Annotated in this window: 10 protein-coding genes; 4 read left to right on the top strand and 6 right to left on the bottom strand. The window is 67.0% G+C overall.

What is annotated here, in order from left to right; all coding sequences use genetic code 11:
* Positions 1-58: 58 nt before the first annotated feature.
* Positions 59-2578: a glycosyl hydrolase family 18 protein gene (locus AC07OZ_RS05995; RefSeq protein ID WP_495466239.1), complete on the bottom strand. Its 2520-nt coding sequence runs from the start codon at positions 2576-2578 to the stop codon at positions 59-61.
* A 516-nt stretch (positions 2579-3094) separates the two neighbouring features.
* Between AC07OZ_RS05995 and AC07OZ_RS05990 the strand changes: the two genes are divergently transcribed.
* Positions 3095-5281 (top strand): pectate lyase-like domain-containing protein, encoded by a 2187-nt coding sequence (locus AC07OZ_RS05990; protein WP_495466238.1) that lies wholly within the window; start codon positions 3095-3097, stop codon positions 5279-5281.
* A gap of 91 nt (positions 5282-5372) precedes the next feature.
* Here the strand turns inward: AC07OZ_RS05990 and AC07OZ_RS05985 are convergent, their stop codons facing one another.
* Entirely contained in the window at positions 5373-7466 is a 2094-nt protein-coding gene (locus AC07OZ_RS05985) for a TonB-dependent siderophore receptor (RefSeq protein ID WP_495466237.1), read from the bottom strand.
* Positions 7467-7637: 171 nt separating this feature from the next.
* Entirely contained in the window at positions 7638-8210 is a 573-nt protein-coding gene (locus AC07OZ_RS05980; protein WP_495466236.1) for a TetR/AcrR family transcriptional regulator, read from the bottom strand.
* Between the two features lie 203 nt (positions 8211-8413).
* On the opposite strand from AC07OZ_RS05980, the gene AC07OZ_RS05975 reads away from it, so the two are divergent.
* Positions 8414-9646 carry an alpha/beta hydrolase family protein gene (locus tag AC07OZ_RS05975; protein WP_495466235.1) on the top strand — a complete coding sequence of 411 codons (1233 nt, stop codon included), beginning with the start codon at positions 8414-8416 and terminating at the stop codon, positions 9644-9646.
* A gap of 144 nt (positions 9647-9790) precedes the next feature.
* Here AC07OZ_RS05975 and AC07OZ_RS05970 read toward each other — a convergent pair whose 3' ends face one another.
* Complete coding sequence (locus AC07OZ_RS05970) at positions 9791-10075, bottom strand: hypothetical protein (protein ID WP_495466234.1); 285 nt, start codon at positions 10073-10075, stop codon at positions 9791-9793.
* The gene (locus AC07OZ_RS05965) at positions 10065-10859 is read right to left on the bottom strand and encodes a hypothetical protein (protein WP_495466233.1); all 795 of its coding nucleotides are present in this window, start codon (positions 10857-10859) and stop codon (positions 10065-10067) included. Before AC07OZ_RS05965 ends, AC07OZ_RS05970 begins: the two co-directional genes overlap by 11 nt.
* Before the next feature lie 182 nt (positions 10860-11041).
* On the opposite strand from AC07OZ_RS05965, the gene AC07OZ_RS05960 reads away from it, so the two are divergent.
* Both AC07OZ_RS05960 and AC07OZ_RS05955 read left to right on the top strand, forming a co-directional pair.
* Positions 11042-11740, top strand: a complete 699-nt coding sequence (locus AC07OZ_RS05960; protein ID WP_495466232.1) for a helix-turn-helix transcriptional regulator — start codon at positions 11042-11044, stop codon at positions 11738-11740.
* Positions 11741-11789: 49 nt separating this feature from the next.
* Positions 11790-12161, top strand: a complete 372-nt coding sequence (locus AC07OZ_RS05955) for a VOC family protein (RefSeq protein WP_495466231.1) — start codon at positions 11790-11792, stop codon at positions 12159-12161.
* A 33-nt stretch (positions 12162-12194) separates the two neighbouring features.
* Here AC07OZ_RS05955 and AC07OZ_RS05950 read toward each other — a convergent pair whose 3' ends face one another.
* Positions 12195-12818, bottom strand: a complete 624-nt coding sequence (locus AC07OZ_RS05950) for an eCIS core domain-containing protein (protein ID WP_495466230.1) — start codon at positions 12816-12818, stop codon at positions 12195-12197.
* Between the last annotated feature and the right edge of the window lie 39 nt (positions 12819-12857).

Genomic DNA, 12857 nt, shown 5'->3' with positions numbered 1-12857 from the left:
GGGCGCGCCCGGGCTGCGGATCGGACGACGCCCCGAGGGGCGCGTCATCCCCGCGGACTTACTTCCACTCGGACGACTGCAGCAGCGGATCCGCCGTCAGGCCGAAGGACGAGCCGACCTTCTGGCCGACGGTGCCAGGTGTTGCCAGCGGCGCGGAGCCGCAGGTGCCGCCCCCCGTCTTGATGATGGCCCACAGCATCGCGCCGTCCCGCGCGTTGCGATTGGGCGCGCTGCCGTTCAGCACCGCGTTGGTGTAGCGCTGCACCGAGTACGGCTGGTTGAGGTTGGCGCCGTACTGGCTCTTCAGGTTGCGCGAGCCGGTGCACTGCGCGTCGCCGTCGTTGACCACCAGCAGGCCGCCGGCCCAGCCTTCAGGTGCCGGCTCCAGGCCGATGGACACGATGGTCTTGGCCGGGAACAGCGAGCGGTAGTCGTTGTACGCGGTCACGCCGTCGTAGTTCTCGAAGCGCGCGTCGTAGCTCATCACGTTGACCATGTCGAGCATGTTGGCCACCGCCGGGAACTTGCGCACCACCGCGCGCTCGCGGCCGGCGTTGCCGCCCCAGAACGAGACCTTGCCCGCGCAGGACGCGTCGGCCGAGGTCGCCGCGGTGCAGTCCGCGCCGGTCGACCAGCCGGCCAGCGTCAGCACGCGGCCGTTGCCGGCGATGTCCACCGCGCGGCGCAGCGCCTTGATGACGTTGGCGTAGCGGTCGACGTCGCCGTCGGTCTCGTAGTCGACGTCCAGACCGTCGAAGCCGAGCTCGGTCTGGATCTTCGCCAGCGCGTTGATCGTCGGTCCGTTGCCGGCCGCGCCTTCCGCGGCCAGCGTGCCCCAGTTGTTGTAGGTCGCGCCGCCGACGGCCAGGATGACCTTCTGGTTGCGCTGGTGCAGCACGTCGATCGCGGCCTTGATGTCACGCGGCGTGGCGTTGAAGTTGATGCCGGTGCCCGAGAAGGTGTTGGCCGACAGCCCCGCCCACGAGAAGGCCGGATCCGCGAAGGACACCATCACGTGGGTGTAGGTGGCCGGCGTGCGCGCGAACTTGCTCGCCTTGTAGACGTCGTTGGCGGACTTGCCGGTGGCGTCGAACCAGTTGTCGCTCCAGGTCGGGTAGTAGCCGACGTAGACGCGGCGCGTCTGCACGGCCTTCAGCGCTTCGGGCAGCGTCAGCGCGCCGCCGGGCGAGGGCGCCGGCGCGGGGCTCGGCGACGGAGCAGGCGAGGGCGACGGCGCCGGGGAAGGCGAGGGAGCCGGCGACGGCGAAGGGGCCGGCGTCGGAGCCGGTGCCGGCGCGGGCGAGCCGCTGCAGCTGGCCGAGGTCGGTGTCCACAGCGACGGCGTCGCGGCCGGATTCCAGCCGGTGCCGACCCACGCGGTGTGGGTCACCAGCGCCTTGTAGGTCTTGCCCTGGTAGCTGACCACCTGGCCGGCGGTGAAGGTCTTGCCTTCGGCCCAGGCCACGCAGGTGCCGGGATTGGGCGCCGGAGCGGGCGAGGGGCTCGGCGCGGGACTCGGGCTCGGAGCGGGCGTCGGAGAAGGCGCGGGCGCTGGCGGCTGCGGGGCCGGCGGCGGGGTGGGCGAGCCGCTCTTCGCCGCGGCGAAGGCCTGCCAGTATTCGAAGTCGCGCGTGTTGGCGCGGCTGTATTCGCCCAGGGCGCCGTTGCCGACGCGGTCGCGCTGCGCGGCCCAGTAGGACAGCAGGCCCACGCCCTTCTGCTTGGCGAAGTTGGCGACGGTCACCGCGTCCGACGGGGTGAAGACCTCGGACGCCACGTCGTTCTGGCCGATCATCGGCGTGATGCCGATCATGGCCCACAGCTGGGCGTCGGTCTTGGCCGGATACAGCGACTTCAGCTGCGCCACGGTCTGCGTCGCGGCGGAGATCGCCAGGTCGCCCATGCGCTTGCCGCCGCTGTAGTAGCTGCCGTAGTCCATTGTCATCAGATTGACGATGCTGATCTTCACGCCCGACTGCGACGCGCCGCGCAGCAGCTCGACCGCTTCGCGCTGCAGGCCGCCGGTGTCGTTGGCATTGACGTAGGGCACCACCGGCAGCGTGAACGAGGTGTACAGGTCCGGATAGATCGATTGCAGCTGCAGGATCGCGGCGTTGCGCACGCCGTTCAGGCGCGTGTCGCCGAGCTGGCCGCCTTCGATGTCCCAGTCGATGGAGCGCGTGCCGTTGGCGTCGATCAGGCGGCGCAACTGCGCGACCAGGTCGTTCACCGAGCAGGTCGATTCCAGATACGTGCCGTTGGCGCCGCCGAAGGACAGGATGACCCGGCCGCCGGACTTGATGTAGGCCTTGATGTCGGCCTGGAAGCTGGGGTTGCTGACGGTCGTCTCCAGACCGCCGCCGACCGAGCAGCCGCCGCCCGACACGCCGAAGGCGAGTGTCACCGCGTCGATGCCGGCTTTGGACTTGGCTTCGCTCAGCGTCTTGATGCCGTACGCACCGCTGCCGAAGCCCCAGGTGAAGAAGTAGGGCGCGACGATCGTGCCCGCCTGGGCCTGCGATCCCGCGGCCAGCAGCGCGGCGGCCAGCGCCACCGCCTTGATTTGTCCAGTACGCATGTGAAATCACTCCTGCTGTCCTCGCACCGGTGGGCGTGCGGGGTTGTTGTTCGCGATAAAACCACCATGAAACCAGTGGCGGAATGTAGGAACAGCAGGGAAAAGACGCTGTGACAAGCAGTATGCGGAGGCGGTGTCGGAGTGTGTCGAATACTGCAAAACATCGCACCGCCGTCAGCGCTCATGACTTTCCTGTGGCCGGAATATGGGACGACGGCACCCGAACGGTGCAAGCACGCCGACAAGCGGCGAAAGTCATTGATGTGTAAGGGAGTGAAGACGATCCGACGAACGGCAAACCGGACCGGATATCGTGCCGCGAGGGTGTGGTGAATCTTCCTACCTCTTTAGGGCGGAGAATTGACAGGTTTGAAAACAAATGTGCGGGAGCTTGCCCCCCTTGCGGGGGGAATGGGGTATTTCGACCGCTGATCGGAAACAGCCGGACACGGTAGGAGTATTCGACTGGTATTTCTTCTTCCTAGACTCGCGCCACTTTCAGGAAGGAGATTCGTCATGGCATGGAATCAAGGACGGGCGTGGCCCCTGCACGCGCTGGTGGCGGCGGGCTGGATCGCCGCGCTGACGCTGTCGGTGGACGCCGACGCGGCCACGCTGCGCGCGGTGGCCAACAACAACTTCGTGAGCGCGACGGCGACCGGCACGTCGTACCTCAACGCGACCGCGGGCGCGGCCCAGAGCTGGGAACAGTTCGACGTCGTCAACAACGGCAACGGCACGGTGTCGTTCCGGGCGCGCATCAGCGGGAACTTCGTTTCCGCCGACATCGGCCTGGGCGCGCCCAACACCAGCCGCCTGATCGCCAACCGGCGCACCGCCGACGCGTGGGAGCAGTTCACCGTGGTGCCGCAGTCCAACGGCACGGTGGCCCTGCGCTCGGTGGCCAACGGGCTGTATGTCTCCGCCGACCTGAACCTGGGCGGCGTGCTCGTGGCCAACCGCAATGCGGTCCAGGCCTGGGAGCAGTTCGTCATCGCGGACCAGCCGACGACACCGCCGACCAACCCGCCGCCGACGACCGGCACGCCGCCGGACTTCGGATCCAGCGTGCACATCGTCAGCCCGACCACGCCCAACCTGCAGGGCGTCATCGACGGCATCTACAACGCGCAGCAGCCCAACCATTTCGGGCCGCGCCGCGACGCCATCCTGCTGACGCCGGGCACCTACAACAACCTGCGCATCCCGGTGGGCTTCTACACGCAGGTGCTGGGCCTGGGCAGCCATCCGGACCTGGTCCACGTGAACGGCGACCTGCGCTCCAACGCCTTCCTCGGCGGCGACAACGCGACGCAGAACTTCTGGCGCGGCGCCGAGAACTTCTCGGTCACCCCGAGCCTGGGCATCGGCAACAACACGATGCAATGGGCGGTCTCACAGGCCATCCCGTTCCGGCGCATGCACGTGCGCGGCAACATCAAGCTCAACCAGAACGGCGGCTGGTCCAGCGGCGGCTGGTTCTCCGACGTGCTGATCGACGGGCAGGTGAACTCCGCCAGCCAGCAGCAATGGATCTCGCGCAACAGCCAGTGGGGCAGCTGGACGGGCTCCAACTGGAACATGGTGTTCGTCGGCGTGCCCAACCCGCCGGCAGGCAGCTTCCCGACCGCGGGCCAGCGCTACACCAAGATCGCGCAGACGCCGGTGATCCGAGAGAAGCCTTTCCTCTTCATCGACACCGACGGCAGCTACGCCGTGCGCGTGCCCGCGCTGCGCCAGAACAGCAGCGGCATCTCCTGGGCCAACGGCGGCGCGACGCCGGGACGCACGATCCCGATCGGGCAGTTCTACATCGCCAAGCCGGGCGACACCGCGGCGGCGATCAACACGCAGCTGGCGGCCGGCAAGCACCTGCTGTTCACACCTGGCACCTTCGTGCTGACGCAGCCGCTGCGCGTGAACAACCCCGACACGGTGGTGCTGGGCATTGGCTTCCCGACGCTGCGCTCGGACAACGGCCAGCCGCTGATGCAGACGGCGGACGTGGACGGACTGACGATCTCAGGCCTGTTCTTCGACGCGGGCGCGGCGGAGTCCGGCGTGCTGCTGGAGGTCGGCCCGAACGGCGCCGCCGCCAACCATGCGGCCAATCCGACGGTGCTGCATGACCTGTTCTTCCGCATCGGCGGCGCGGCGGCGGGCAAGGTCCGCATCGCGCTGAGCGTGAACGCGAACAACACCATCGTCGACCACACCTGGCTGTGGCGCGCCGATCACGGCGCGGGCGTGGGCTGGACGCAGAACCCGTCGGAGAACGGCCTCTGGGTCAACGGCAACGACGTGACCATGTACGGCCTGTTCGTCGAGCACTTCCAGAAGCACCAGGTGGTCTGGAACGGCAACGGCGGCCGCGTGTACTTCTATCAATCGGAGATCCCGTACGACCCGCAGAGCCAGGCCGGCTGGAACAGCCCGACGGGCCGCGGCTGGGCCTCGTACAAGGTGGCGGACAGTGTCACCAGCCATGAGGCCTGGGGACTGGGCGTCTACAGCGTGTTCACCAACGGCGGCATCCTGCTGGACCGCGCGATCGAGGCGCCGGTCAACGGCAACGTGCGCTTCCACAACATGATCTCGGTCTGTTTGGGCGGCAACGGCGGCATCGTGCACGTGATCAACAACACCGGCGCGCAGACCGGATGCAATGCGTCGTTCACGCCGACGGTGACGAACTTCCCCTGAGCGAGGCAAAAAAAAGACCCGGGCCTTGGCCCGGGTCGTGAAGTTGCAGGAGCTTCAGGAATCTCTCAGGCGCGCGCTGGGCGCGCGTCGATCAGAGCTTGTAATCCAGCGACACGCCGTAGTTGCGCGGCGCGCCGTAGATGGCGCCGTAGGCCAGGCCGCCGATGTATTTCTTGTCGAACAGGTTGTTGACGTTGGCGCGCAGCGTGGCGGCCTTGGACAGCTCGTACGACGCGAAGGCGTTGGCCACGACGTAGGCGCCTTGCGTGGCGCTGCCGATCTTGCTCACCGCCGACTGCCAGCGGCCGCCCAGGCCGACGCGCAGCGCCGGCAACATCGGCACGCGGGTGTCCGCTCGGAAGTTCAGCGTGTGGCGCGGCACCCATTCGTAGATGTCCTTGCCGTCCGGGCCGGTCAGGATCAGGCGCGTGTAGCCCAGCGTCACCTTCGCGTCCTTGCCGATGCGGCCGGTGGCCTCGACTTCCCAACCCTTGGACTTCACGTCCTTCGGCTCGTACCAGCTCTGACCGTTCTTCGGGCCGTCGGTGAAGGTGCCGACGAAGGTGGCCAGCCCCTCCTGCTTGGCGGTGAACACCGCCGCTGTCGTCAGCAGCGCCTTGTCCAGCCATTCGGCCTTGACGCCGGCCTCGGCGTTGACGCCCTTCATCGGCGCCAACTGGTCGCCGTTGATGTCCGACTGCTCCTGTGCCTGGAAGATGTCCGAATAGGACACATAGGTCATCAGGTCCGGCGTGATGTCGTAGGTGACGCCGACGTAGGGGCTGACCTTCTGCGTCTTCGGGTCCAGCAGCTGTCCGCTGCTGCCGTAACGCGAGCCGCCCTCGCGCACGAGTCGCGCGGCATTCACGCCGAGCACCGTCTTCAGCGAGTCGGTCAGCGACAGGCGCGACGCGCCGTACAAGCGGGTCAGCGTCTGCCCGCCGTTCGTGGCCGCCGTGCGCGCGCCCCAGGCCGGTTCCGGATACACGTCACCGCCGTAAGGGACCGCCGGCAGCGGCAGGAAGCTGTTGTCGAGCGCCGCGTAGGTGTCCGTCTCGTTGGTGGACTTGGAGCGGCTCGCGCCGAACTGCACCGTGTGTGCGCGGCCGAAGGCGTTGAACTGGCCGGTGACGTTCGCGTCGAGGATGCGATCGTCGGTGCGGCCCTGGCTGCGATACGGCCAGCCGATCAGACCGGTGTCGTCCGGGTTCAGCGTGCCGGTACCGGGCACGTAGGCATACAGCAGCCGCGTCGCCTCGTTGCCGTGGCGGTAGTTGTAGGTGACCTTGGCTTCCCAGTCCTTGCTCAACTGGTGGGTGTATTCGGCGAAGGCGTTGTAGGACTTGGTGTTCCAGTAGGTCCACTTCTGCGAAGTCGACGTGCCCACCGGGAAGTCGGCCTGCGTGCCGTCCGAGCGCAGCAGCGTCAGCGAGCCCCACATCGGCGAGTCCTGCTTCGCGTCCACGGCGGTGATGCCCACGGTCAGCACGCCGTTCGTGCCGATCTGGCCGTCCACGACGCCATAGACCGAGGTGCGCTTGTCCTTGAGGTCGCGCAGGTAGGAATCCTTGTCCTCGGTCGCCACGACGAAGCGGCCGGCCCACGAGCCGTCGTCCGTCAGCACCTTGTTGTAGTCCAGCGCCGCGCGCTTCTTGCCGTAGGAGCCGAAGCTGACGTTGAACTCGCCGCTGTCCTCGTTCTTCGGGCGCTTGCGGATGTAGTTGATCGTGCCCGACGAATTGCCCACGCCGGTCAGCAGGCCGTTGGCGCCGCGGATCAGTTCGATGCGCTCGAACAGGAAGGTGTCTTCCTTGCCGACGACCGTGCCCCAGGAGTTCGTCATCCCCAGGCCGTCGACCTGCGTCAGCTGGATCTCGAAGCCGCGGGCGTTGAAGGTCGCGCGGTTGGTCTCGTACTGCTCGACGTTGATGCCGGTGGCCAGCGCCAGGGCCTCGTTGCTGCCGGTCAGGCCGAAGTTGGCCATGTCTTCCTGGTCGATCGAGCTGATCGTCTGCGGCGTGTCCTTCACGTCCATCGGCAGGCCGGTGGCGCCCTTGGAGACGCGGTTCGCGCGCTTGCCGGTGACGACGATCTTGTCGAGCGTGGCGTCCTGGGCGTGGGCCAGGTCGCCGATCGCGAGGGACGCCGCCAGGGCGCACGCGGTCATCAGGAGTTGCTGCTTCATCGAGGAGTCCGGAAGAGGTAGAGGTGACTTTCGGCCGGGACTTTAACGCAGGTGAGATTGATTCGCATTAAGTGAAATGACAAAAACGAGTCATGTCGCGCGGGGCGTGGTAGCGATACCACGGTGAGGGAGGGGAGGAAACGAGGCGCTCGGACGCTGGATGGTGAGTCGTCAGCGCGCGGGGGCGTGATCCGCCACCGGCGCGAGGTAAGCCAGGATGAGTCGCGTCAGCGACTGCTCCAGCGCCTCGCGGCTGCCGTAGTCCGAGGGCTCGGCCATGACGGCCGCGCGCATCACGCCGTTGACGGCGTGGGTCATCACGAAGGCATCGGCCGCCGACATCGCCTGGATGCCGCCCTGTGGCGCATCGATGCCGCGCTGGACAAACGACGCCTGCAGTTGTCGGAGCATCGGTGCCAGGAAGCCCGCCGACCCACGAGCCATCGCGTACTGCACCAACCGGCGATGCGCGATGCCGCGTCCGCCGTAGGAGTCGAGCACCGCGCCGACCACGCCGCTGATCCGGCCGCCTGGCCGCTCGGGCGCGGGGCCGGTCATCACCTCGATGATGCGATCGGAGAGCTCCTGCAGCTCCCGCTCCGCCAGCGCCTGGAAGAGGGAGTCCTTGTCGGGGAAGTACTGGTACAGCGTGCCGATGCTGATCCCGGCCAGCTTCGCGATCGCGTTGGTGCTGACGTCCGCCGGATCGGCCTGCTGGAGCAGCCGGGTGGTGGCCTCCAACATGAGTCCGACCTTCTGCCGGGACCGTTCCTGTCGCGGTGCGCGACGCGTAACTGCTTGATCGGATTGGGGTTTCTTCGCTTCAGTCATGGTGCCGGAACGCGAGTCGAATAATCTGAGTTGTGCTCATATTATTTGTCCTGCCGGCCTACGGCAAGCGTCGCAACACGGAAGGGAGCGACGCCCAGACCCTCCAGGAGCACCCGATGACCCCCCGTCCCCAGACCGCCACCACCAGCGCCACCTTCAACGCCGCTGACGCGCATCCCAGCCAGCGGCTGAGCCGCAAGTACTGTTTCGACGACCCCGACATGGACCTGTTCTTCATGGCCGCGGCGAGCTGGGGCCCGAGCGGCGGACTGGACCTGGGGCAGGTCTACTACGTCGCGTCGCAGATCACCGATGGCGACGGCGACAGCTGGATGAAGGCGTTCAGAGCGTACGGCGACGCAATGAATGCGCAGGCCGATGAATGGTTGGGCAAGACCTGGCACCGCGAGGCCGGCGAGGCGCGCATGACGGCGTTCGCGGCCTACCGCTCGGCGTGGCAGTTCGCAGCGCCGGGCGAGGAATTCGCCCGCATGGTCGCGCGGCACAAGCAGGCCTTCGCGCAGGCCGTTGATGAGCAGCGCCTGCCGGCCACGTTCTTCCAGGTGCCCTATGCGGGCCAGTCACTGCCGGGAGTCTTCTTCCAGAACGAGGACGCGAATGCGCCGGTGGTGCTGGTGATCGGCGGTGCCGACACCTGCTTCGAGGACCTGTACCTCTCGCTGGGGCGCAACCTGCTGATGCGCGGCTACTCGGTCGCGATGGCGGACCTGCCGGGGCAGGGGATCACGATGAAGGATGGCCTGCACTGGGAAGCCGAGGCGGAGAAGCCCATCGCGGCCGTGACCGACCTGCTCCTCGAGCGATTCGGCGCGAAGCCGGGCCGGATGGCGCTGATCGGTCTGAGCCTCGGCGGCTATTTCGTGGCGCGCGCGGCGGGTGCGCCGGGGTTGTGCGAGCAGTTCGCGACGGTGATTGCGAGTACCCCGTTCCCGAGTCCGGCCGAGCTCTTCGCACTGTCCGCACAGGCTGCGAAGAAGGCCAACGCCAAGGCCGCGCCGACGCCGGCCGCGATGCGCTCGCGGATGGTGTCGCTGTGGAAGGCGGGCGCAAAGTCGCCGGAGGAATTCGTCCCGAAGACCGCCGGCATGGTGGCCGATCCGACGCGGGTGACGCTGCCCTTCCTGTCGATCCTCGGGGCAGGGGACTCGCAGGTCTTCGCGCGGCAGGCGCAGGCGTGGCATGAGCAGATCCGCTCGACGAAGAAGTCCTTCGTGCTGCTCGACGCGGCGTCGGGCGCCGACGGTCACGTGCAGGTCAACAATCGGCTGCGCCTGTGCCAGGAATGCGTCGGCTGGATGGATCAGATCTTCGATCGGAGCCAGGCATGAACGCGCGGTGGCAGGTCTTGCTGAAGAGCAAATGGACGAAGTGGGTTGTCGGGGCGGGCGTGCTCGTCAAGGTGGGGCTACTGGTCGTGGCGGCGGTTGGGTTGCTGGGGCCGGGGTGAGTTCAAAAGATGTGCCCCTTGACCATCAGTTGCCCAGTGAATCGTTCTTGTCCGACTTAGGCTCTGAATCAACGCTGGCCGCATCCCCCGAGCGGTGTTGGATCTTTTTGAGCGCACGCATACCCACGATAGGGGCCGTGACGATGATCGCCAACGCCACGAGCAAGAAGCCCATTGGAAAGAATTCATAAACCGGCGGCACGAAAAGATAGGCCAGTGCAGACAGCACCAGAAACCACTGCCAGATCCTCATCCCGTTCATAGCTTCCCCTTTGCTGAGTGCCAGGTCGTGAGGGTGTTCAGTCGACATTCATCGCTTCGACGACCTTGCCGCCGTCGACCTTCCAGAAGTCCCCGCAAGGGTTGTTGTTCTTCCTGCAGTAGCCGGACGCCCGGTCGCCAATGCGCGGAGGTCCGTTGGGTGAGAAACACTTTGGATTCTCGGTGCACATCCGAACGAAATCCATGTAGCACCCGCCTTCGCATTCGGAAGAACTGGTGCAAGGCTTGTCACCGTCCTCATAGTCGACGATGCATCGATCCGTGCCACTGATGCACACGGACGTGATGCGTCCGCCCCTGGCTTCGCAAGCCTCCGCGGGAAACGCCAGCAGGGACTGCGGATCGATGGCGGAGGTGGTCGATGGCTGGCTCAGGAGGAGGCTGCTCAATGCCACTGCCGCAGGGACGATGACGAGAATCAGGATCGCGTACAGGACAACGATCGGCGTCCGCTGGGAGATGGCATAGGCCACATACGCCTCCCTGGGGTTGCGCCGTGCCGCCAGGGCCTGCAATGGCAAGGTCAACAGACCCAGCGCGCTCCCACCGCCAATGCTCAGGGCCAGTCCGCGCCAGTCGTTGTGCGCAAAGATGCCTGTCTGGTGGAGGCCGATGCCGACGAGGAGTCCGGAGAAGATGATCGCATTGCAGACCCAGATGGCGACGCGATTCTCTCGAACCAGCGTGGCCGCATTCTTTCCGTTGCTTACGGTCGGGACCCACCGCGCAACGGCGGCACAGAAAACCATTGCCGCAGCGCCACCCAGGACGCCGCTGATGACAGGTCTCAGCGTCTCGAATTCAAAGCTCATGCTGCGTGTTCCGCTCGCCTCATTGGTCCGAATTTTCGCCGTTGCTGAGGACCGGAGAAACCCTCTCGGCTGCCGGATCCTCCGCCTTGGCGTTTTGCACCTCACCTGATCCGCCTTCGTGAAGCCGGAGCGGAGCCCGGGCGAAACCACCTATCCTCCCGCCAACTCCTGGAGGAATCGGTTTGTCCCGTTCTGCCCGCCTGCTCGACCTGATCCAGACCTTGCGCCGCCACCGCCACCCTGTCACCGGCGAGGCGCTCGCGACCGCGCTGGACATCAGCCTGCGCACGCTCTACCGCGACATCGCGACGCTGCAGTCGCAAGGCGCGCGCATCGATGGCGCGTCTGGCCTGGGGTATGTGCTGCGCGAAGGTTTCGTGCTGCCGCCGCTGATGTTCTCCGTCGACGAGGTAGAGGCACTTGTACTCGGCTCGCGTTGGGTAGCGGGCCGCAACGATGCGCGACTGGGCATCGCTGCGCGCGATGCGCTGGCGAAGATCGCGGCCGTGCTGCCGCCGGCCCTGCGTCATGAACTGGACAACACCTCGCTGCTCCCCGGCCCCTCGGACCCGCCGGACATCGAGCGCGACGTCCTGGCGCTGATGCGCCGCGCGATACGCCACGAGCACAAGCTGCGCATCGGCTATCGCGACCTCAAGGGCAAGGACAGCGAGCGCACGGTCTGGCCCTTCGCGATGGGCTATTTCGATCGCGTCCAGGTCCTCGTGGCCTGGTGCGAGCTGCGCAAGGAGATCCGCAGCTTCCGCACCGATCGCGTGACTGGGCCCGTGCTGATCGAGGAACGCTACCCCCAGCGCAAGGCCGCCTTGCTGAAGGCCTGGCGGGAACGCGAGGGCATCGCTGCTGCTGACGGAAATTGACAGACCCGGTTCCTAGCATCCGCTGCATCAACACAGCCAGGAATCGGTCATGAGCCATCCCAACTTCATCCTTCTGTACGTCGCCAGCCCGGCCGAGAGCAGCGCGTTCTACACGCGCCTGCTCGGCAAGCCACCCGTCGAGAACTCGCCCACCTTCGCGATGTTCGCGCTGGATTCGGGCGCGATGCTGGGCCTGTGGGCCTCGGCGGGCGTCGAGCCCGCGGCGACGCCGGCGGGCGGCAGCGAACTCGCCTTCGCGGTCCAGGACGCGGCCGCCGTCGATGCGCGCTTCGAGGCCTGGAAGACCTCCGGTATGCCCATCCTGCAGACGCCGACCGCGATGGACTTCGGCTACACCTTCACGGCGACCGATCCCGATGGTCATCGCCTGCGGGTGTTCTCGCCGGCAGCGCGCGGATAAATGCCGGGCCACCGCTGAAGCGCGGCGGTCCGTTCACCCCTCCCGCCCGATGCTCATCGCCTTGTCCCCCATCCGATCCGCCTCCGCCTCCAGCCCGGTGTCGTCGTTGATGTCGACGCCCTGCATCTGCATCGTCGGCTGCACGCGGCCTTCCCGCTGCTGCACCACGTGCCAGGCCTCATGCGGGAGGTGCTGTTCCTGACCCGGCCCGAGGTGGATGTCGTTCCCCTGCGCGTAGGCGAGCGCATTCAACTGCGCCGGCTGCGACGAGTTGCGATGCACCCGCACGTCCGACATGTCCGTGCCGGACAGCGACTCGATGCCGGACTTCAAGCTGTCCGGCATCCCCGTGCGGTTCTCCTGACGCTGCACCGGCGCGGTCTTGGCCTGCGCCGTGCCGAGCTCCTCCTCATCGAGTTCGCCGGTCTCCCGCTGCGCGACCTTGGCCTGTGCGGTGCCCAGCTCGTCTTCATCGAGACCAGTCTCGCGCTGCGCCACCGGCCCGAACGCCGCGTCGATGCGCCGTCGCTGCGCCAGCTGCCGCGGCGATCCGTCCAGCACGGCGGACAACTCGCCGCCCTCCTGCTCGCGCCGCTGCATCGGCGAGGCCGCCGGCGCATGTTCGAACGCGCCGCTGTCGTTGGTCGAGTCCTTCATCGGATGCTCCTTTCGTGATCGATCTACGCGTGAGTTGCG

This window comes from Roseateles sp. GW821-FHT09G03, assembly GCF_059416045.1.
The sequence above is the reverse complement of the archived record's forward strand: the minus strand, read 5'-3'. Positions and strand labels throughout refer to the sequence as shown.